At 68.3% G+C, this 20,150-nt stretch carries 17 protein-coding genes and 6 tRNA genes; 9 read left to right on the forward strand and 14 right to left on the reverse strand.

Going from position 1 to position 20,150, the window contains the following annotated elements; all coding sequences use genetic code 11:
• Positions 1–8 precede the first annotated feature (8 nt).
• From AB4Z09_RS05130 to AB4Z09_RS05150, 5 genes are all read left to right on the forward strand, one after another.
• Positions 9–428 (forward strand): hypothetical protein, encoded by a 420-nt coding sequence (locus AB4Z09_RS05130; RefSeq protein WP_174909836.1) that lies wholly within the window; start codon positions 9–11, stop codon positions 426–428.
• A gap of 49 nt (positions 429–477) precedes the next feature.
• Positions 478–2,748, forward strand: a complete 2,271-nt coding sequence (locus AB4Z09_RS05135) for a molybdopterin-dependent oxidoreductase (RefSeq protein WP_442239337.1) — start codon at positions 478–480, stop codon at positions 2,746–2,748.
• A gap of 36 nt (positions 2,749–2,784) precedes the next feature.
• Positions 2,785–3,135, forward strand: a complete 351-nt coding sequence (locus tag AB4Z09_RS05140; protein WP_174909838.1) for a GntR family transcriptional regulator — start codon at positions 2,785–2,787, stop codon at positions 3,133–3,135.
• The gene (locus tag AB4Z09_RS05145) at positions 3,132–4,136 is read left to right on the forward strand and encodes a DUF1648 domain-containing protein (RefSeq protein WP_442239301.1); all 1,005 of its coding nucleotides are present in this window, start codon (positions 3,132–3,134) and stop codon (positions 4,134–4,136) included. The genes AB4Z09_RS05140 and AB4Z09_RS05145 overlap by 4 nt, the downstream gene beginning before the upstream one ends.
• Before the next feature lie 69 nt (positions 4,137–4,205).
• The gene (locus tag AB4Z09_RS05150; protein WP_442239302.1) at positions 4,206–4,628 is read left to right on the forward strand and encodes a hypothetical protein; all 423 of its coding nucleotides are present in this window, start codon (positions 4,206–4,208) and stop codon (positions 4,626–4,628) included.
• A gap of 72 nt (positions 4,629–4,700) precedes the next feature.
• Here AB4Z09_RS05150 and msrB read toward each other — a convergent pair whose 3' ends face one another.
• Genes msrB through AB4Z09_RS05170 form a run of 4 tightly spaced genes read right to left on the reverse strand, consistent with a single transcriptional unit; the run spans position 4,701 to position 8,870 of the window.
• Positions 4,701–5,138 carry a peptide-methionine (R)-S-oxide reductase MsrB gene (gene msrB, locus AB4Z09_RS05155; RefSeq protein WP_442239303.1) on the reverse strand — a complete coding sequence of 146 codons (438 nt, stop codon included), beginning with the start codon at positions 5,136–5,138 and terminating at the stop codon, positions 4,701–4,703.
• Between the two features lie 34 nt (positions 5,139–5,172).
• Positions 5,173–6,423, reverse strand: coding sequence for a glycosyltransferase family 87 protein (locus tag AB4Z09_RS05160; RefSeq protein WP_442239304.1), 1,251 nt, complete (start codon positions 6,421–6,423; stop codon positions 5,173–5,175).
• A gap of 52 nt (positions 6,424–6,475) precedes the next feature.
• Positions 6,476–8,050 (reverse strand): alpha/beta hydrolase, encoded by a 1,575-nt coding sequence (locus AB4Z09_RS05165; RefSeq protein ID WP_442239305.1) that lies wholly within the window; start codon positions 8,048–8,050, stop codon positions 6,476–6,478.
• 22 nt (positions 8,051–8,072) lie between these two features.
• Positions 8,073–8,870 carry a pyrimidine reductase family protein gene (locus AB4Z09_RS05170; protein WP_174909844.1) on the reverse strand — a complete coding sequence of 266 codons (798 nt, stop codon included), beginning with the start codon at positions 8,868–8,870 and terminating at the stop codon, positions 8,073–8,075.
• A gap of 22 nt (positions 8,871–8,892) precedes the next feature.
• Here AB4Z09_RS05170 and zapE point away from each other — a divergent pair, with 22 nt between their 5' ends.
• Positions 8,893–9,906, forward strand: coding sequence for a cell division protein ZapE (gene zapE, locus AB4Z09_RS05175; protein ID WP_174909846.1), 1,014 nt, complete (start codon positions 8,893–8,895; stop codon positions 9,904–9,906).
• Positions 9,907–9,938: 32 nt separating this feature from the next.
• On the opposite strand, the gene AB4Z09_RS05180 is transcribed toward zapE, so the two are convergent.
• Both AB4Z09_RS05180 and AB4Z09_RS05185 read right to left on the reverse strand, forming a co-directional pair.
• On the reverse strand, positions 9,939–10,469 hold the full coding sequence (locus AB4Z09_RS05180; protein ID WP_174909848.1) for a GNAT family N-acetyltransferase: 531 nt from the start codon (positions 10,467–10,469) through the stop codon (positions 9,939–9,941).
• Between the two features lie 112 nt (positions 10,470–10,581).
• Positions 10,582–11,784, reverse strand: a complete 1,203-nt coding sequence (locus AB4Z09_RS05185) for an MFS transporter (RefSeq protein ID WP_174909850.1) — start codon at positions 11,782–11,784, stop codon at positions 10,582–10,584.
• A gap of 58 nt (positions 11,785–11,842) precedes the next feature.
• On the opposite strand from AB4Z09_RS05185, the gene AB4Z09_RS05190 reads away from it, so the two are divergent.
• Positions 11,843–13,228, forward strand: coding sequence for a GH1 family beta-glucosidase (locus AB4Z09_RS05190; protein ID WP_254622981.1), 1,386 nt, complete (start codon positions 11,843–11,845; stop codon positions 13,226–13,228).
• Positions 13,229–13,441: 213 nt separating this feature from the next.
• On the opposite strand, the gene AB4Z09_RS05195 is transcribed toward AB4Z09_RS05190, so the two are convergent.
• The 5 genes from AB4Z09_RS05195 to AB4Z09_RS05215 form a co-directional block, all read right to left on the reverse strand.
• Positions 13,442–13,516 (reverse strand) — tRNA-Val (locus AB4Z09_RS05195).
• Positions 13,517–13,576: 60 nt separating this feature from the next.
• Positions 13,577–13,652: transfer RNA gene (locus AB4Z09_RS05200), tRNA-Gly, on the reverse strand.
• A 45-nt stretch (positions 13,653–13,697) separates the two neighbouring features.
• A tRNA-Val gene (locus AB4Z09_RS05205) sits at positions 13,698–13,772 on the reverse strand.
• Between the two features lies 1 nt (position 13,773).
• Positions 13,774–13,844: transfer RNA gene (locus AB4Z09_RS05210), tRNA-Cys, on the reverse strand.
• Positions 13,845–13,869: 25 nt separating this feature from the next.
• Positions 13,870–13,942: transfer RNA gene (locus tag AB4Z09_RS05215), tRNA-Gly, on the reverse strand.
• 470 nt (positions 13,943–14,412) lie between these two features.
• Between AB4Z09_RS05215 and AB4Z09_RS05220 the strand changes: the two genes are divergently transcribed.
• Positions 14,413–14,484, forward strand: a tRNA-Val gene (locus AB4Z09_RS05220).
• Positions 14,485–14,587: 103 nt separating this feature from the next.
• On the opposite strand, the gene AB4Z09_RS05225 is transcribed toward AB4Z09_RS05220, so the two are convergent.
• Genes AB4Z09_RS05225 through AB4Z09_RS05235 form a run of 3 tightly spaced genes read right to left on the reverse strand, consistent with a single transcriptional unit; the run spans position 14,588 to position 19,257 of the window.
• Entirely contained in the window at positions 14,588–16,939 is a 2,352-nt protein-coding gene (locus tag AB4Z09_RS05225) for a serine/threonine-protein kinase (RefSeq protein ID WP_174909852.1), read from the reverse strand.
• Positions 16,940–16,943: 4 nt separating this feature from the next.
• Positions 16,944–17,951: a transporter substrate-binding domain-containing protein gene (locus AB4Z09_RS05230; RefSeq protein ID WP_254622907.1), complete on the reverse strand. Its 1,008-nt coding sequence runs from the start codon at positions 17,949–17,951 to the stop codon at positions 16,944–16,946.
• A 55-nt stretch (positions 17,952–18,006) separates the two neighbouring features.
• Positions 18,007–19,257, reverse strand: coding sequence for a hypothetical protein (locus AB4Z09_RS05235; RefSeq protein WP_442239306.1), 1,251 nt, complete (start codon positions 19,255–19,257; stop codon positions 18,007–18,009).
• 417 nt (positions 19,258–19,674) lie between these two features.
• On the opposite strand from AB4Z09_RS05235, the gene AB4Z09_RS05240 reads away from it, so the two are divergent.
• Entirely contained in the window at positions 19,675–20,085 is a 411-nt protein-coding gene (locus AB4Z09_RS05240) for a TIGR02611 family protein (protein WP_174914651.1), read from the forward strand.
• Positions 20,086–20,150 lie beyond the last annotated feature (65 nt).

Raw genomic sequence — 20,150 nt, forward strand, 5'->3', positions numbered from 1 at the left:
GGCATGCGATGTGGAGTCCACGACGGTTCCTCGGTGCGGGTGTCCTGACGGTCGGCGTCGTGATTGGTGTCGCGATGTGTCCGATTCCCCAAGCATCGGCCACACCCACCATGAACACCTTTCAGGTTCCGTTCGTCACGAACTGCAGCACTTTCTTCAACCCATGCTCGTTCAACCCGGTGGCGATCACCGGTGAGGTGCCGGGGACGGTGACGTTCCCCGCTCTGTATCCGACCGAGCCTGGGCAACCGAACGTCAAGGGCAGCTACTACATGCACTGGAGGAACCTCGGCACCGGAACCGCCGGGATGCTGGTGCTTCCCTACAGCGAGGCGGTCAGCGTGTTCACCGGGGCGGGACTCGTGACCGCATCGATGACGACGGGCTTCGAGTTCATCGCCGGAACAGGTGTCTTCTCCGTGCCCTGAGTCCGGCTGGAAGACTGAGGCCGTGACTTCGTCGGCGCGGTACCAGCACATGGCGCACTGGGGCATGTTCGAGGTCGAGTCCGCCGGCGGCGACGTGAGCGCAGTGAACCCGTTCTCCGGGGACGCTGATCCGTCACCCATTCTGGGTAACCTGCCCGGGTCGGTGCGCCACCGTTCACGCATCGCCGGCCCCGCGGTCCGCCGCGGCTGGCTCGAGCAGGGGCCCGGGCCGTCCGACGTCCGCGGCTCCGACGAGTTCGTGGCCGTGTCGTGGGACGAGTTGCTCGATCTGCTGGCGCACGAACTGCGTCGCGTCGTCGACACCCACGGCAATCGCGCGATCTTCGGCGGCTCGTACGGCTGGGCCAGCGCCGGACGATTCCATCATGCGCAGAGCCAGATCCACCGCTTCCTCAACATGCTCGGCGGCTACACCCGCTCGGTGCACAGCTATTCGCTCGGCGCTACCGGCGTCATCATGCCGCGCGTGGTGGGCACCCACTGGAAGCTGTTCGCCCGCTCCACCAACTGGGACGTGATCGCCGACCACACCGATCTGATGGTGTGCTTCGGCGGCGTGCCGCTCAAGAACACCGCCGTCAACAGCGGCGGCACCAGCGCACATCCCACGCGCGGTGCCCTCGACCGATTTCGGGATCGCGGCGGCGAGGTGGTCTCGATCAGCCCGCTGCGCGACGACCTGCACGGCCGGTGCGAGTGGATCGCACCGATCCCCGGCACCGACGTCGCGATCATGCTCGCGCTCGCGTACGTACTGGCGTCGGAGGGATTGCACGACAAGGCATTCCTGAGCCGCTACTGCGTGGGGTACGACCGATTCGAGGATTATCTCCTGGGACGCACCGACGGCGTGCCCAAGACGCCGGGCTGGGCGTCGGCACTCTCCGGCGTCCCGGCGGAGCAGATCGCCGCGCTGGCCCGACGGATGGCCGGCGGACGCACGATGGTGACGGTGACGTGGTCGCTGCAGCGCGTCCGGTTCGGCGAGCAGGCCCCGTGGATGGGCGTGACGCTCGCGGCGATGCTCGGCCAGATCGGGCTTCCCGGAGGCGGATTCGGGCACGGCTACGGATCGATGAACGAACCCGGGCTGGCGCCGGTGCCGTACCCGCTGCCGACGCTGTTCCAGGGCGCCAACCCCGTCCCGGACTTCATCCCCGTCGCGGCGATCTCGGACCTGCTGCTGCATCCGGGGGAGGAGTTCGACTACGACGGCCGACGCCTCACCTACCCGGACATCCGACTCGTGCACTGGGCCGGCGGCAATCCGTTCCACCATCATCAGGACCTGGCCCGGCTGCGGCGTGCGCTGGCCCGACCGGACACGATCGTCGTGCACGAACCGTACTGGACGCCGATGGCCCGGCACGCTGACATCGTGGTGCCGTCGACCACATCGCTCGAACGCGACGATCTCGCGTGCACCCGCAACGATCCGCTGCTGGTCGCGATGCACCGCGCGGTGCCCCGGTACGCCGATGCGCGCGACGACTACGACACGTTCGCCGCGCTCGCGCACCGTCTCGGGTTCGGGGCCCGGTTCACCGAGGGCCGCACCGCACATCAGTGGATCGAGCACCTGTACGAGCAGTGGCGAGGATTCGTGCTCACGGACCCGGCGCACCTCGAAGCACCCCCGTTCGGCGAGTTCTGGCGGCGCGGGCACGTGCGGATGCGGACGGAGGACGGTCTGTCGCTGTTCTCTGAGTTCCGTGACGATCCCGAGCGCAACCCGCTCACCACCCCGAGCGGGAGGATCGAGATTTTCTCCGCCGCCGTCGACGGTTTCGGCTACGACGACTGTGCCGGGCACCCGCGCTGGTACGAACCCGACGAGTGGCTCGGCGGCGAGCGGGCGCAGCGTTTCCCGTTGCACCTGATCGCCAATCAGCCGAAGACCCGGTTGCACGGGCAGCTGGACCACGGTGCGGTCAGTCAGGCGTCGAAGATCCGTGGGCGGGAGCCGATCCGGATCCATCCGTCCGACGCGGCCGCGCGGGGACTCGGCGCCGGTGAGGTGGTGCGGGTGTTCAACGATCGCGGATCCTGCCTCGCCGGTGTGGTGCTCGACGACGGCGTCCTGCGCGGGGTGGTGCAACTGTCGACCGGCGCCTGGTACGACCCGCTCGACCCGGCGGACCCCGACTCGATGTGCGTGCACGGCAATCCGAACGTGCTGACCGCCGACATCGGCACCTCCCGGCTGTCGCACGGCTGCTCCGGGCAGCACGCACTGGTGCAGGTCGAGCGGTTCGACGGGGTGCTGCCGCCGATCAAGGCGTTCGACCCGCCGCTCTGACTTGTTCTATTTGAACTAGAACAATATGGTGGGTGTGTGCTCATTCGCATCGATCAGTCGTCGTCCGTCCCGCTGTACGAGCAGTTCGCCGCGTCGGTGCGAGGCGCGATCGCCGACGGGTCCGTCGTCGCGGGGGAGCGGTTGCCCTCCGCCCGGGATCTGGCGTCGTCCCTCGACCTCAACGTGCACACCGTGCTGCGCGGCTACCAGATGCTGCGGGACGAGGGGTTGATCGAACTGCGCCGCGGTCGCGGTGCCGTCGTCTCGGCAGATGCCTCGGTGCGGGGCCGGCTGCAGGAGGCGGTCCGCGGTCTCGTCGCGGAGGCGCGGCGGCACGGCATGAGCGCGGCAGACCTGCTCGACCTGGTGAAGAAGGAGATGACATGACCGACTCGACTGCGGTGCAAAACGTTTCGTGGGTTCGGGGGCTGGGTGGTGCGTTACTCGCCCCGGTCGCCGCGGCGACCGCCGCGATCGCCGTCCTGGCGGCATGGTCCGGTGACCTGCCCGACCCGGTCGCCGTCCACTTCGGTCCCGGCGGCGCCGCCGACGGCTTCGCCTCCCGCGCGGCCGCGCAGTGGTCGCCGGTGCTCGGTCTCGCCTTCGCCGTGCTGCTCGGGGGAATCCTGTTGGCGCTCACCCGTCGTGACGTGCGTGCCGCGCGGACGGGTGCGGCGGTGTCGGCGGGAACGGGCACCGCGGTCGCGATCCTGCCCGTCGCCCTGTTGTCCTCGCAGCGAGGCCTCGCCGACGCGGCGGATGCGTCGTTCGGTGGATGGTGGCTCCTGCCGGTTGCCGCGGTGGGCGTCGTCGCCGCATTCGCCGGCCTGGCGCTGATCGGGCGACCGGCGCCGGCGGCGGCGGCCTCGGCCCCGCCGGCGGACGCGGCTCGCCTCGATCTGGCCGATACCGAGACCGTCGTGTGGACCGGGTCGGCCGCGATGTCCTGGTGGCTCGGGGCGGCGCTGGCGCTGCTGCCGACCGCGCTGATCGCCTGGTCGGCCGCGACCGCGTCGAGCGGAGCCGTCCTGATGCTGCTCGGTGCGGCCGTGCTGGGCGCGGTGTTGATGGGCCTCACGCTCGCGCCGGTGTACGTCGTCGTGGACGGGCGTGGACTCGAGACGCGCTACGTGCTCACCGGCGGTCGTCGGCGGATCCCGCTCGACGAGATCGCCCGCGCCGATGTCGTACACATCGGGCTGATCAACCGGTACGGCGGCATCGGCTACCGTGTCGGCCCGGACGGCGTCGGCCTGCTGGTCCGGCCCGGTGCCGCGTTGCGCGTCACGCGCGGTGACGGCTCCAAGTTCACCGTTACCGTCGACGGCGCCGACGAGGCCGCGGCCGTGCTGAACTCGCTCGCCGCGCGGGGGCGTGTCGCCAAGTAGCGGGACCGACGGCGGACCAGGCGGTCTCGGGGTTCTGTACAGTCGTGTCCGATGGCCGGCGGATTTCCCGTGTTTCGCTTGTACCGAGACTCGGACAGCTCCCACGTATTGTGTTGCGCACGTTTCCCGGAGTTCGCCGGGTGGGCTGCGGACGAGGAAGTCTGTGCCCAGCGAGTTTTCGACGATGCGGTCGCGAGCATCCTTCTCGACGCCGACCTCGCACCGGAAGCGCTCACGCTGGTCGGCGAGCAGCAGGGGTATCCCGTCGGCGATCGGCTGTTCGCTACGACGATTCCCCGCACCGGAACGGTCTCGTACGCGTACCAGCAAGCCGGGCCGCCGTGGATCGTTCTCGGCCTCGATGTCTCGGCGGACGAGTTCTGGGCTGAGATCGAGGACGACGAGGATCTCCGGGAACTCGACCCGATCCCGCCGCTGAGGGCGGTGCCGGCAGTGGTCTTGACTCAACCCGGCTGGCCGGACCGCCCGTAGGCGGTTGTCCGGCCGGCTGTGGCGCCCGGCTGCCCCCCCCCGGCAGCCCGGGTTGCCGGGGGCAGCGTCGTTCTACGAGCCGTCCGCCGGCTGCAGCCGCAACGAGATGCTGTTGATGCAGTACCGCTGGTCGGTCGGGGTGGGGTAGCCCTCGCCCTCGAAGACGTGCCCGAGGTGGCTGTGGCAGTTGCTGCACAGCACCTCGACGCGGTGCATGCCGAGCGTATTGTCGGCTCGCAGGATGACGGCGTCCGAGCCCGCGGGGTCGAAGAACGACGGCCATCCGCAGTGCGACTCGAACTTCTCGGTGCTGCGGAACAACTCGGCACCGCACGCGCGGCACGAGTACACACCCTCGGTGGTCGTGTCGGTGTACTCGCCGACGTGGGGACGCTCGGTCCCCGCCTGGCGGAGCACCTGGTACTCCTCGGGTGTCAGATGTGCGCGCCATTCGGCGTCACTGCGCCGGAACGTGGGTGCGGGCAGGCCGGAATCCTGTGTGGAACTCATGGCCTCACGCTAATACGATCCGCGAACCCGTGCGTCAGACCTTGGCCGGCACCGGGGTGTCGGCGCTCTGTTCGGCGACGAGGAAGTCCGGATCGATACCCGAGTCCAGCCGTCCCTCGCGCTTCGACGTCAGGTAGCGGTTCGCGAGCACCGCGAAGATGACGATCAGCAGCAGGCTCCAGCCCATCGTCGGCTTCAGGTATTCGGCTGCGCGGCCGGTCTCGATGAACCGGTTCGAGAACCAGGCGTCCGCACTGAGGAACCCGTACACCGCGAGCCACGCCGGCCAGTTACGCATCACGGAGTTGCGCAGCACCACCGTCATGATCAGCGGGAACAGCAGCATCGAGTAGTACATCTGGCCCAGCGACAGCAGCAGGAACGACGCTCCCATGATCACGCCCGAGGCGGTCGCGACGAAGAACAGTTCGTCGTGCCGGTAGTACCGGTACAGCAGCCACAGCGACACCAGGACCATCGCCGCGAAAGCGATACGCAGAGCCCAGATCAGCGCGACGGGCAGGCCGAAGTAGGTGCCATTTCCGACGATCGCGCTGTTGAAGTAGTCGCGGGACTCCGACAGGTACGGCAGCGTATGCTCGATGAACGCCATCGGATCCGCCGACAGCGGCCAGGCCACGGCCATCAGGACCACCGGGATGCCGATCGCGGTGACGAACACCTTCCACTGACCCCGCACCAGCGGCAGCAGCAGCAGGGGCGCGAGGATCGGTTTGACCGCGAGCGTCAGTCCGATCGCGGCGCCGGACCACAGGTCCCGCCGTCGCAGGAGCAGGAACAGGAACGCCACCTCGCCCAGCAGGATGATGCCGTTGATGTTCGAGAAGACGAGCGTGTTCGTGACGGTTTCCGTCGAGAACGCTGCGAACAGCAGGATCGGTGCGGCCACCGAGTTCAGTGCCAGGTCGAACATCTTCAGCAACAGATACAGCGCGATGATCACGGCGATCGCGTTGGCGAGGATGAACAGCCAGCGCGACTTCTCGGGATCGATGAGCGCGAGCGGCGACAACAACAACGTGCCGCTGGGCTGGTAGAGGTAGTGCGGATCCACCGAATTGAAATCGGCGGTGTAGACCTCACGGCGATTGAGGAACGCCAGGGCCGCTCGGTACACCGGGGCGAAGTCGTCGGTGTGGGATCCGTTGACCGCCAACACGAACACTCGATGCAGCACAGTCATCACTGCGATAGGCCACAGAGCGAAGTTGATGACCTCGGCGGTGGTGCGGCCGGTACGCGGCTCGAATCGTCGAAGGAACACTACGGCACGGTACACCGCCGCGGCCTCGGTCAGCCGCGGCAACCCCCGCGCGTCACGCCGGGCACGCGCTGCCGTCGGTCGGGAGCTCGGCGGAAGCGAGGTAGCGGGTCAGGGATTGACGCGCGCAGTCCGAATGCGTCGTCACCGGGTGGCCGTAGCCCTCCCACGTCATGCTCGACCACTCGGCGCCGGCGCTCGCGAGGGAGCCGGTCACGGTGGGCAGGCCCGCATTGCCGACGACGGGGTCCGCCGCGCCGCTGAACACCAGGACCGGTACGTCGAGGCGTCCGGGGAGCGGGGGCGGCGACATGGTCGGCCACGCCGAGCAGCGCATCAACCCGACAGCGGCGTCGGCGCCGAACATCGGATACTTCACGCCCCACGCCTCCTGCAGTTCGCGGGCTCGTCCCGGGCCCGGCCACTGCTGGCCGTCGCTGCATCGTGCGACGAACTGTCCGTCGGTGCCGATCGCGGCGTCGGTCGTGCCGATCAGTCCGAGCAACGGGCCGGTGTCGCCGCGTCCCGCGGCCGAGAGCATGTCCGCCAGTTCGCGCACGCGCGCAGGTTGGTCGCCGCGCGGGGATCCCAGGAATGCGGAGACCGTCGCCAGCAGTGCGCTCGACGACACCGTCGCCAGCTCGCCGGCGGCGGCGCGGTCTCGCAGCGCCGTGATCGCGGCCGTCGGATCCGGTCCGAGCGAGCAGTTCAGGGCGGCGCAGCGCCGGCTGAAGTCGGCGAGTGCCGCTTCCTGGCCCTGCACCCGGTGTTCGGCCGCCGTTGCGGCATCGACGGTCGTGGCGGCCGGCGCGTCGAGCACCAGCCGGCCCACCTGGTCGGGGTACCGAGCCGCGTACGCCAGGGCGACCGACGCGCCGTTGCCGGTGCCGAGGATGCCCAGGCGCTCGACCTGCCAGATGCGCCGCAGCTGTTCGAGATCGTCGGCGGCGTGCGCGGTGTCGTACGCGAGCTCGGACGGCTGCAGGGCATCGGTGCACGCCACCGTCGCGTCCCGGGCCAGCGTCGCCACCTCGTCCACGCCCTGCGAAGCGGCCGGATCAGCGGGACCGAACTGTCCCAGATCGGCGAGCGCGCGTCGGTCCATCGACCGGCCGCAATCGATCGGCGTCGACGACCCGATCCCGCGTCGATCGATCGCGACGATCGGCTGCCGCTCGAGCAGCGTGGAACTCGGGCCGGTCGCGAGCGCCGCGAGGGTGGTCGAGGACGCGACGTCGGACCCGGACGTCAGCACCACGGGCGCGGCATCGGCGGGCGTCTGCGGCAGACGCGCGCGCAGTGCGCCCACCTCGACGGGGCCCATCGCCGACCCGGTGGCGTCGAGGGGCGCCGCGTAATCGGCGCATTCCAGCGACAGCCCGGCCGGGCCGGGTTCGAGGCCGGCGGCGGCGAGCGTGGCGTCCTTGCAGTCGACCCAGTTCAGATCCTTCACCGGTGTCTGCAGTTTCGGCGCCGGTGCGTCGGTCTCCGTGGTCGTCGGGTTGCCGCCGCCCTGCTCGACAACGGCGACGTCGGGTCGAACCGACGGGCCCGCGCCGCACGCGGTGCAGACGGCCAGAACGGCCCCGGCGATCGCGGCGACCCCGATCCTGCTCACAAGCGACTGCATGCGGAACAGCCTGCCAGGTGCGTCACACACCGCGGGCGCGTACCCATCGCGTGAGCAGTGTGCCGTCGTCGTCGCCGAGCACGTGCGCTCGGCTCATCGGCGTGGGGTTCGCCGCAGGGGACATCGCGATGCGGCCCGCGCCGCCGGCAACCAGTTGCGGAGACGTCGTCAGACACAACTCGTCGACGACGCCGTCGGCGACCAGGGTGCCGAACAGGCCGGGTCCGCCCTCGCACAGCACCCGTCGCAGCCCGCGACGCTCGAGAGTGGCGACCACGGCGGGCCCGGTGACGTCCCGATCGGAGACGATCTCGACGTCGGCTCCGGCGTCGCGGAGCCGGGCCAGGCGGTCCGGGTCCGCGGAGGCAGAGGTCAGGACGAGCGGTGGGACGGACGTGTCGGTGAACAGTCGCGATTCGGGGTCGAGGTTCGCGCTCGCGGTCACCACCGCGATCGGAGGCACCGCCGCCAGGCCCGCGTCCCGTCGCCGCCGGGCCAATTCGGGGGAGGTGCGGGCGCCGCCGTAGTTCTCCGCGCGGACGGTGCCGGCGCCGACGACGATCACCTCGGCGAGCTCACGCAAAACGGTGAACACCCGCTTGTCCGCAGGGGTCCCGAGCCCCGCGCTGGCGCCGTCGACGGACACGGCGCCGTCGACGCTGGCGACGAAGTTGACGCGAACCCACGGTCTGTCGAGACCCGCCGGATATCCGTACAGTGAGCGCAGGTCGTCGTCGCTCAGCTCGGACGGCCGGTCGCTGCTGTCTGCTTCTCGTGTGAGGTAGGTCGCAATATCCAGACGGTGCACGTGTTCGATCACAGCACGTCGATACGCTCAGTGCATGCATGCACGTCTTGTCGATCGCAATCCGGTGGTGCCGGCCGATCAATTGGTTGCTCAAATGGTGCCCCCGGCGATGTTCGACGAGGTCAGTTTCGCGTCCTATATTCCCGATCCCAAGGAGCCGAGCCAGGCTGCCGCGGTCAGCAAGGCCGAGGAGTTCGCGGGCAAGGTCGCGAAGATCCGTGGCGGCGGACGCCGCGGCCTGTTCGGCAAGAAGGCGCCGTCCACGGGCGCCGGTCTGTACCTCGACGGCGGCTTCGGCGTCGGTAAGACTCACCTGCTCGCATCGATCTTCCACAGCTCGCCCTCGCCCAAAGCGTTCGGCACGTTCGTCGAGCTGACGCACGTCGTCGGTGCCCTCGGCTTCAACCGGGCGGTCGAGGAACTGTCGTCCCACAGCGTGCTCTGCATCGACGAGTTCGAACTCGACGATCCGGGCGACACCATGCTGGTCTCGCGTCTGCTGACCGAGCTGTCGGCGCGCGGCGTCTCGATCGTCGCGACGTCGAACACGCTGCCCGGCCAGCTCGGTGAGGGGCGCTTCGCGGCGCAGGACTTCCTGCGCGAGATCAAGAAGCTCGGTTCGATCTTCGAGACCATCCGCGTCGACGGACCCGACTACCGCCACCGGGACCTGCCGCCCGCCCCCGAGCCCACCGACGACGCCGATCTACTCGAGCGCGCCGACGCGATCGAGGGCGCCACGCTCGACGACTTCGACGAGCTGTGCGCGCACCTGAGCACGCTGCACCCGTCGCGCTACGGCAAGCTCGTCGCGGGCGTCCCGGCCGTGTTCATCAAGGGCGTCCACCCGGCCGCGGACCAGTCCGTCGCCCTGCGACTGGTGGTTCTCGCCGACCGCCTCTACGACGCCAGCATCCCGGTGACGGTGTCGGGCGCGAAGCTCGACGAGATCTTCACCCCGGAGATGGTCGCCGGTGGCTACCGCAAGAAGTACCTGCGTGCCACGTCGCGCCTGCTCGCGCTGTCGCGCTTCGAGGTCGCTGCCTGATCTGATCCACGCCTCGTGAGGCGGCGCAGCGGTCAGACGCTGCGCTGCATCACGAAGTCGTGGTGGGTCTGGGCGCCCACCTGAAACGTCTTGGTGCCGACCTTCTCGAAGCCGTTCTTGACATAGAACCGCTGCGCCCGCTCGTTCTCCTGGTTGACGCCCAGCCACACCCCGGCGCAGTTCGCGTTCCGTGCATGATCGACCGCCGCGTCCATCAGCGCCGCCGAGACGCCGGTGCCGTGCCGACCGGGCAGCACGTACAGCTTGCTGATCTCGGTGGTGGGGTGCAGGGACACCGCGGACCGCACCGCGTCGTCGTCAGGGGTTCCGTCGATCAGCATCACGTAGCCGACGATCTCCCCGTTGCTGGTGGCCTTGAGCACTGTGCGGGTCGAGTCGGTGAGGTACTCGCTGAACTTCTCCGCGGAGAGCACGTTGTCGATGAACGCCGCGATGTCCTCCCGCGTGGCGTGCGGCGGGCATGCGAGCGGGAACGTCACCGCGGCGACGTCGGCCAATGCCTCGGCATCCCAGAGTCCGGCCCGGTCGACGGAAATCGTCACAGCTCCACCTCGTGTACGTCGTGTGTGTCCCGGGTAAGTACACCACTGTCCGGGACGGACTCGAAGACTCGGTCTTGGACGGACCGGATGGCTCGGTCCGGGACACACACGGTCAGGCGCCGGTGGGCGCGGATTCGGTCGGGGTGGTGCCGGACGGTACGCGGCGCGGCGCGAATGCGGGCGCGAGCAGGAACAATGCCACCGCGAACAGCAGCGGGGCGACGAATCCGACCCGCAGGTCCGACACCGCCGCGATGCCGCCGATGACGGCGCCGGCGATCACGGTCCCGGCGTAGTTGAACAGGTTGATGCGGGCGACGACCACGTCGGTCTGGTCCGGGGGCGCGAGCCGGCCCGCGGCACTGAAGCTCAGGGGCGCGATGACGGGGGCGCCGAGGCCGACCACGAAGAATCCGGCGATCGCGAACGCCGGTGCCTGCGCGACGACCACCATCAGAAGACCGATCACGCTGATGATCGCCCCGACCCGCACCACGGCGATCTCGCCGAACTTCCGGACCCAGAGGTCGCCGGTCAGCCGCGAGATCAGCGCGGTCACCTGGTAGGCCGCCATCGCGAGGGCTGCGGTACCGGCATCGGACAGCAGTACCTCCTTGAGATACAGCGGTGAGTAGGTGCCGACGCCGAAGTCGATCGCGTAGAACAGCATCATCGCGATCCCGAGTGCGAGGAACGGTCGTAGCGGGATCGCGACCGGGACGGCGGCAGCGGTCGCGGACCGCTGGTGGCCGGCGTGCAGCAGGCGCGGGCCGATCCATGCACAGATCGCCGCGACCAGTACGGCTGCGACGAGCACGGACGCCATGACCGACAGCTCGAGCGTCGAGAAGACCGCGACGAACCCGGCACCGACGATCGCGCCGACGCTCCACGATGCGTGGAACGACGAGAGGATGACGCGGCCGTACGCGTGCTGAATCGACACCGCCTGCATGTTGGCCGACGCGTCGACGATGCCGAGTCCGATTCCGTAGAACGCGAAGGCGGCCAGGAACGCCGGTGTCGATGTCGCGAGCGCGATCACCACCGCACCGGCCGCAATGACGAACAGGCCCACGCGGAGCGTGGTGCGACTGGAGGTGGCCTTCGCGAGTTGCTCGGCGACGACGCTGCCGACACCCGCGACGACCGAGACACCCACGACCGTCACGGCCACGAGGGTGTCGCTGAACCCGAGGTCCTCCTTGAACTGGGGGAGCTGGGTGAGCAGTACGGCCAGCATGAACCCCTGCAGGCCGAAGGCGACGGAGGCCGAGACGCGCGCGCCGCTAAGGGTTTTCGTGTTTCGAATCACTGGACGAGTGTCCAATATTTCGCTCCGTTTCGTGGGGTTCTCTGCTTCACTGCTCATCATGGCGGTACAACGAACAATTCCCGAATTCCCCGACGATTTCGTCTTCGGTGTCGCGGCAGCGGCGTACCAGATCGAAGGGGCGGTGACCGAGGACGGGCGTGGCCGTTCGATCTGGGACGAATTCTGCTCTGTCCCTGGAGCAATCGTGCGCGGCGAAACCGGCGACATCGCGATCGACCACTATCACCGCTACCGCGACGACGTGCGCCTGATGCGCGAGCTCGGCACCGACTCGTACCGGCTGTCCGTGTCGTGGCCGCGGATCCAGCCCGACGGCAAGGGCGAAGTCAATCCCGCCGGCCTCGACTTCTACGACCGGCTCGTCGACGAACTGTGTGCGGCCGGAATCACGCCGGCGGTCACGCTGTTCCACTGGGATCTGCCGCAGGCCCTCCAGGACGACGGGGGATGGCTGAACCGGGCGACGGCGCAGCGCCTGGCCGAGTACGCCGCCATCGTGGGGGAGCGACTCGGTGACCGGGTCGGAATGTGGATGCCGCTCAACGAGCCCGTCGTACATACGCTCTACGGTCACGCCCTCGGAGTCCACGCGCCCGGGCTGTCGCTCGGCTTCGGCGCACTGCAGGCCGCGCACCATCAGCTGCTCGGCCACGGCCTGTCGGTGCAGGCACTGCGTTCGGCGGGCTGCGGCAACATCGGAATCGCGTCCAACCACGCGCCCGTCCATGCAGCGAGCGACTCCGAGGCCGACATCGAGGCCGCCGACATCTACGACCACATCGTCAACTGGACGTTCGCCGACCCGGTCCTGCTCGGCAAGTATCCGGCCGACGAACTCGCGGCCCTGCTCACCGGACCCGTCGACGACGACCTGGCGATCATCGCCCAGCCACTCGACTGGTTCGGTATCAACTACTACGAGCCCACGATCATCGCCGCGCCCCGGGACGGCGAGGGAACGGAGGGGGTGCTCGAGGTCGATCTGCCGCCAGGGATGCCGTTCGCGCCGGTGCCGCTGGAAGGCTATCCGAAGACCGACTTCGGCTGGCCGATCGTCCCGGACGGCCTGCGGGAGATCCTCACGATCTTCCGGGACCGGTTCGGAGCGGCTCTGCCGCCGGTGTACATCACCGAGAGCGGGTGCTCGTTCCACGACCCGGATCCGGACTCGTCGGGTCGTGTGCGCGATGATCGTCGAATCGCGTATCACGCGGACCACCTGGCCGCAGTTCGCGAGGCGATGGATGCCGGCGTGGACGTCCGTGGCTATTTCGTGTGGTCGATCCTCGACAACTTCGAATGGGCCGCCGGGTACCGCGAACGCTTCGGGCTCGTTCATGTGGACTACGACACTTTGGAGCGGACGCCCAAGGATTCTTACTACTGGTTCCGCGATCTGCTCGCGAAGCGGCACGGCGGGTAGGCGCGACGGGCGGGTGGCGGGAGGCTGCCCGCCCGGAAATGAGTGAGCCCCAGCCGTGGATGGGGGGTCAGGGCTGGGGCTCCGCACCATCGGGGGGGATGGCACGCCCGACGATACATGAGGAATCCCTCAGGTTCGAATCGAGCGGGCGCCCCGGAACTCGATGGGGATCGAACGCAAGAAGGGCACCTCCAGTGGAGGTGCCCTTCTCGGTGGTGCGCGATACTGGGATTGAACCAGTGACCTCTTCCGTGTCAGGGAAGCGCTCTCCCGCTGAGCTAATCGCGCGGGTCAAAGATCGGAAGCCCGGAAAACCGGGCTCCCTTGGCCGGCTACCAGGGCCGACCGTGGAGCGGATGACGGGATTCGAACCCGCGACCCTCACCTTGGCAAGGTGATGCGCTACCAGCTGCGCTACATCCGCATGTTGTAACACTCAAGATTCTCAGCAGCATACTGCCTCGAAACTTGGTGCGCGATACTGGGATTGAACCAGTGACCTCTTCCGTGTCAGGGAAGCGCTCTCCCGCTGAGCTAATCGCGCGAGGTGGAGACGGGAATCGAACCCGTGTGCACGGCTTTGCAGGCCGTTGCCTCACCACTCGGCCACTCCACCATAAAAGGTCGAGTCCAACCTCTCGAGCGGATGACGGGATTCGAACCCGCGACCCTCACCTTGGCAAGGTGATGCGCTACCAGCTGCGCTACATCCGCATTCGCACCGGCGGGGCGTTTCCGCTTCCCCGGTGCGGTGAGAACATTAGCGGACCATTCGAGAAAGGCACAAATCAGCAGGTCAGCGGCGAAATATGGCAGACCTTCGGGTCGAGTGCGCTGGTGAACGCCCGATGAATACCGGACCGACAGGCACGAACGGTTCTTTCCGGCGTCGGCGAAGCGGGCGGAAGCGAGGCGAAGTGGCGCGCCCATCGAGGCGCTCCTGGAAGTGATTCACCCACGTGCGCGCGTGCGCGCGAGCGCATACCTGGGAGCGTGGCTGCTAGCGCCGTCCTGAGGACCTGGGTCGCGCGGTGACCGGCGCGCGGTCGGGTGCGATCGGTGAGCTTCGGTCCTACGTCGAGGCGTCGCGGGCCCGAAAACGAATAACAACCAGGGGATTCGTGTTCGCGACAAGTGCGTGTTAGTGTTTCGTCTCGTTCGACCGCGAGTGGTTAGCGCGGTTCGGTCCCGTGGCTCAGTGGAAGAGCGTCCCGTTCACACCGGGAAGGTCGCTGGTTCGATCCCAGCCGGGACCACAGAAGATAACCAAGGTCGGGGTTCGCCACGGCTGATTGCAGAATCGCCCCTCTCCGAGGGGCGATTTTTGCGTTCGGGCGGAAATCGTGGATCTGGTCACCGCTACACCCATGTCGTGGGTCTGATTGCGTTCGCCAGGTCGACCAGCGTGTATCGGTGTGTGCGCTCGGCGGTGTTCCGGGCGAGCGTTCGCAGCGCCTCCTCGGCGCCGGCGCGCAGGCTGCGCTGGGTGAACTGGGCCCCCAGGATCAGAGGCAGCGCCGCCGACCGGCCGGACTCGAGCCAGTCCACTGCCACGCCGAGCACGTGCGCGCGCATCTGCAGTGCGCGAGGTTCCGTCTCCGGTAGCCGCTCGACCCGATCGGCCGCTTCCTTGAGATCCCGTTCGCTGATCTCGGCCACCGGTAGGCGACCGACCAGGACCAATACGGTCGTCAGCCGGGCCTCGCCGAAGTGTCGGGAGTCGGGCGGTACCTGGTCGAGTATCCGTACTGCGCCCTGCCGATCGCCGCGGGCCTCGAGCTGCCGCGCGAGACCGAACGCGGCACTGACCAGGCTGTGGTCCGTCTGCCATACGGTCCCGTAGTACCGCTCGGCCACCGTGCGCCACTGCTCGTCGACCACAGCCGGGGAGTCGGTGGACAGGCGGTTGTCGGTACGTCGGTCCAGGATCAGTTCGACGGTCCCGGCCAGTGCCAGCTTCGGTGCCAATTCGCCGGGCAACGCCGAGAGCACCGTGTCGAAACGGGAGAACGCCGCCTCGTACTCCCCGCGGAGCAGGTCGCACAGGCCCTGATACCAGCTGATCCGCCAGCGGCGCGGGTGTTCCCGGGCGAGCTCGGCCAGCCGATCAGCGGCCCGTTGCGCGTCGCCCAGATCGAGGTGCGCGCGAACCTCCATCAGGGGCAGTTCCAGGCTGTCCCCGAGCCGGCCGCGGGGAGCGGCGGCACTGCGTTCACGCGCCACGCGGAGGGTGCCGAGGAGTTCGCGCGGCGTGCTGTGCATCGCTGCGGTGAGTAGCGCGGCCCCGGGATCGGCGGGATCCGCCAGCGGAACGGGCAACGCTCGACCCATTGCGAGCGCGCTCGGGCGCCCGTGGTGGGGCCGGCCGTCGACGAACACATCCGTCCGACGGATAGTCAGGTCGGTGCCGAAGCTCCCGCGTGGGGGGCTGAACTGCTGCGACAGTCCCGGTCGTGGCCGGCCGGACTCCCTGGACGTTATCTCGCGCAGGAGCGCGGTCAACTGGGTGGACATCTCGTCGATCGACGAGAAGCGTTGGGCCGGGTCCGGATTCGTGGCCCGCCGCAGCATGCGGTAGTACGCCTCGTACTGCTGGAACAGTGGTTCGTGGGCTGGATCGGGCAGGCCGTCGAGGTAGCGGCCCTGCTTCGTCGGCAGCGCAACGGTGAGCGACGCGAGGGTGCGCCCGACGGTGTAGATGTCGCTCGCCACGGTGGGCCCGGTCGCCACGATCTCGGGCGCCTGGAAGCCGGGGGTTCCGTAGATGAATCCGCAGTCCTCGAACCCGGCGACGGCGCCCATGTCGATCAGTTTGACCTGCCCCTCGCTGACCATGATGTTGTCGGGCTTGAGGTCGTTGTAGATCAGCCCGATCGAGTGCAGGTAGCTCAATGCCGGCAGGATCTCCAGGATGTAGCCGAGGGTCAGGTCGAGCGGCAGCATCCGTGCCGGTCCGACCTCGTCCGCGCTGGTGCGGAGCAGGTCCTTGAGTGTGGTGCCGCCGATGTACTCCATCACGATGTACCCGACGGGGGAGCCGTCCGCGTCGGGATGCTCGACGAAATTGAAGATCTTGACGATGCTCGGATGGGTGACCTCGGCGAGGAAGCGCCGTTCGGCGACCGTCACCGCCTGGGCCTTCGGATCGGCCGCATGCAGCAGTCCTTTGAGTACCACCCAGCGATCGTCGACATTTCGGTCGATGGCGATATAGATCCAGCCGACACCGCCGTGGGCGATGCAGCCCTGCACCTCGTACTGTCCGGCCACCAATTCGCCTGGTTCGAGCCGCGGACCGAACGAGAAACCGGTGCCGCAATTCGCGCACACACCCCGGGTCGGCGCCGTAGCGTCTGCCTGCGTGCGTCCGACAGGGTTGCGGCACTTGGTGCAGTAGCGTTTGTCCTCCGCCAGCACCGGATTGCTGAGCACCGCGGACGAGGGATCGAGCGCCGCGATGACGGGGATCTCGACCAGTCCGTCGCCGATGGTTCGGTGACCCGAGGTGACCCGGGGCCCGCCACGTTGTCCGGCTCGTCTCGACCTGGGGGGCGGCGGCACAGCACCTGTCGCGCCAGCGGTGGTGGCGGCGTCACGGGCGGTCGCCGCAGTGTCGGGAGTGGTCGCAGCAGTATCGGCGGCGGTGGTGTCCGGGGGTTCGGCGCGATCGGTGGCGGCGCTGTCGGCTGTGCCTTCCGTTGGCGGAGTCATCCGGTCAGTCCTGATAGTGGGGTGCGGGGGGACCGGGCGACGGCCCGAGCGCAGTGAGCCAACGGTTGTAGATCTGCGTCCACGTTCCGTCCTTCCCGATGCGCTCGAGCGTGCCGTTGACAGAGCGCACCAGGTCGTCGTCGTTCTTGTTCATGCCGATGCCGTACGGCGCGACCTCCATGACGGGGCCGACGATCTCCAGCGTCGGATCCTGCACCGCCATACCGAGCAGGAGGCCGTCGTCGGTGCTCACCGCATCTACCTGCCCTTGCTGGATGGCGACCAGGCAGTCACCCCAGTCGACCACGCTGACGATTTCGACGTCGGGCACTTCCCGCTGCACGGCGTACACCGCGGGGGTGTCGGCCACGGAACACACCCGCTTGCCCGCCAGGTCCGCCGGTTCGCTGATCCCGGAGTTCCGCGGCACGAGCAACCGCTGATGGGCCTCGAAATACTGGGTGGAGAAGGCGATCTGTTCAGCCCTGGCACAGGTCATCGTCGTGGACATGATGAACATGTCGACATCGGAAGTCTGTACCGACTTGATCCGGTCGGCCGGGTTGATCAGCCGGAACTCGACCTTCGCGGGGTCGCCGAGCAGATCACGGGCGACTTCGTGTGCAATGTCCACGTCGAAGCCCTCGAGCGTGCCGGTGGCGGGGTCGCGGTTGCTGAACAGGTAGTTGCGCTGGTCGACTCCGATGATCACCTTCCCCCGCGCGACGATCTCAGACACGGTGCCTCCGGGAGGAATGACGCCGGGCGGACTCGGGCGCAGGCTGGCGGTGGCATCGCAGTCCGCGACCCCGGGGACGGTCGTCGTCGGGGGAGGGACGATCGTCGCCGCGCTCGGCAGGGGCAGCGTGGTGTAGGTGCCGACAGGCGTCGGCGGCGGGGGGTGGGCGTCGGCGCATCCGACCAGCACACTTGCGCCGACCGCGCAGGCAACCGTCAACCAGCGACGTCCTTTCGGCCGCCGCGCGATGTTCGCGATGCTTCGTGCCGTCATGCTCACCATGTGGCCCCTGAAACCGTGGCCTTCTTCATCAGTTGTACTCGCTTTGTCACTGGTACTCGCTCAAACGGGGCCAGATGCCGGCGCCGACGGCGAATCCGCACAGCACGCCGAGCGTCGCACCGCCGACGTCGAGGTGGCTCAGCGACGAGGAGGAGCGCGCGATGTACTCGCTGGACTGCCCCCGCAGGCTCGCAATCCCACTTTCCAACGTGTCGTCGAGCCGGGTGAACTGCGCCGCCGCATCGTGCGGCCCGCCGCCCACTGCGACGTCGACCGCGCCGACGTAGTCTCCCGCGCCGAGTCGTTGGCGCTGGTCCCGGTGGGCGCTCTCCCAGCCGTCGAGCGCGGCGATGGCGTCGTTCAGCTGGGCATCCGCCGCATCGTTCTGTGCGGTCGTGGCCCGGAAACCGTCGAGTATCCGGGCGAGTTCCGCGGTGTGTTGGGCATATTCCTGTTCGCTCTGAGTGTCGGAATCCCGACGGAGCAGACCCAAGGTCTCGTCGGCGCGGGCCTGCTGGGCCAGGATTCGCGCCCGAACGAGCGCGTCCATCGACTCGGCGGACGCCATCTCGTTTGCGCTGGCGTTGGCCGAGAGCAGTCCGGCGATCGACAGCCAGATCGCCAGCAGGGCCATCAACGCCGAGGCCACGATCAGGCCCGGATTGAAACGGCGATGGCTGAGCCTGGTCAAATACATCTGGGTGCCGATCAGCGCGACCAGCGTGAACATACACAGCGCGATCGCGGTCCACGGCGGCCGAGCAAGGCTCTGTTGGGTGTTCGCTTGGGCGTCGGCCTGTTTGGTGTACAGATGCTGCGCCGCCGGCAGTATGGTGTCGTGCATCAGCGCGGAAGACTCGTTGATGTACGAGACCCCGACCGCGTTTCCGACCCGGCTGTTCGCACGTGCAGTAGAGGCGATTCCGGTGTACGTGGACAGGCCTCTGGAGATCTCCGCGAGCAACTCCTGCGACTGCGTGTCGTTCGCCGAGATGCCGTTCGCCGCCGAGATCAGTGCGGTCGACGCCTCGCCGATCGCCTGACGGTAGCGGTATCGGATGGCCTGCGGTGCCACTCTGCCCGAGAGGAACCCTGCCGTGGCGGCCGCATCCGCGATCGACAGCGAGCTGTAGAGCTCCTGGGCGGAGTTGGTGAGTGGCCCTGTCTCCAGATGCAGGGTGTCGATCCGCTTCTCGCGGGCGACGATCGCGACGGAAGTCAGGGCGCCCGCGAGGAGCACGATCGTGATCAACCCCACCCCGATGAGCGCCAGCTTGCCGGGCGTGGAGGAGACCAACCCGCGCGCCGACCGAGGACTGGGCTCGGGATCGATGAGACGCGTTTCGTCGAGAGTTGGGCCTGGACCGGCCGTGCCGGAACCGCGGCGGAGAAACACCGGCGTCACACTCCTCCCGGGCGGTGAGGGTTCGACTTCCGACGGTGGCGATCCAATCCGCGTGATTCACCGCCGACGGTCGGGAGATGCGACAACGAATACGTGGCCGGGTCTGCCCGTACCCATCTTCCTACCGTCGGCGCCGTGGCGGGTGGATCCGGTCGACCATCGCCGTCGGTACGCTGGATCTGTCGGTAGGTCGACTGGCAGAAAACTCGAAGCGACGGTGGGTGTGGACGTGTGGGTGACCGAACTGTGAACGACCGAACGGTCGGCGGGAAGGCCGGCGCCGGGTCGGGCCACGACGGCTTCCATCCGATCGAGGCACTCGAAGAAGTCGAGAACCGCTGGCGCCGTCGACGCCGGCGGATCGCCGCGAACACCTCACTGAATCTCGCCTACCGGATCGGTGTCGGGATCGTCGGTCTCCTCGTTCTCTCGGCCGGAATCGTGGCAATTCCGTACCCCGGGCCGGGTTGGCTGATCGTCTTCGCCGGGCTGGGCATCCTCGCGTCCGAATTCGCGTGGGCGCACCGATTGCTGCACTGGGTACGCGCTCGCTACGACCGCTTCATGGTGTGGTTCTCGCGCCAGTCCGTCGTCATCAAGGCACTCGGCGTGCTCTTCACCACGATCGTCGTCATCGCGACTCTGTGGGTGCTCGGCACGTTCGGCCTGATCGGAACGTGGGTGGGGCTCGATCAGTCGTGGTTGGAGAGCCCCCTGTAGCCGTCTGTCGGCGCGACGGCGGGACGGTGCCACTGATGGCGACGCGGTGCCGATAACATGGGATC

The sequence above is a fragment of the Rhodococcus sp. TAF43 genome, from assembly GCF_052113525.1.
Classification (GTDB): Bacteria; Actinomycetota; Actinomycetes; order Mycobacteriales; family Mycobacteriaceae; genus Prescottella.

Excerpts from the sequence above, each read along its gene's own strand:
- AB4Z09_RS05130 (WP_174909836.1), top strand. The coding sequence starts at position 9 with ATGTGGAGTCCACGACGGTTCCTCGGTGCGGGTGTCCTGACGGTCGGC.
- AB4Z09_RS05135 (WP_442239337.1), top strand. The coding sequence starts at position 478 with ATGGCGCACTGGGGCATGTTCGAGGTCGAGTCCGCCGGCGGCGACGTG.
- AB4Z09_RS05145 (WP_442239301.1), top strand. The coding sequence starts at position 3,132 with ATGACCGACTCGACTGCGGTGCAAAACGTTTCGTGGGTTCGGGGGCTG.
- msrB (WP_442239303.1), bottom strand. The coding sequence starts at position 5,138 with ATGAGTTCCACACAGGATTCCGGCCTGCCCGCACCCACGTTCCGGCGC.
- AB4Z09_RS05165 (WP_442239305.1), bottom strand. The coding sequence starts at position 8,050 with ATGCAGTCGCTTGTGAGCAGGATCGGGGTCGCCGCGATCGCCGGGGCC.
- zapE (WP_174909846.1), top strand. The coding sequence starts at position 8,893 with ATGCATGCACGTCTTGTCGATCGCAATCCGGTGGTGCCGGCCGATCAA.
- AB4Z09_RS05190 (WP_254622981.1), top strand. The coding sequence starts at position 11,843 with ATGGCGGTACAACGAACAATTCCCGAATTCCCCGACGATTTCGTCTTC.
- AB4Z09_RS05225 (WP_174909852.1), bottom strand. The coding sequence starts at position 16,939 with ATGACTCCGCCAACGGAAGGCACAGCCGACAGCGCCGCCACCGATCGC.
- AB4Z09_RS05230 (WP_254622907.1), bottom strand. The coding sequence starts at position 17,951 with ATGACGGCACGAAGCATCGCGAACATCGCGCGGCGGCCGAAAGGACGT.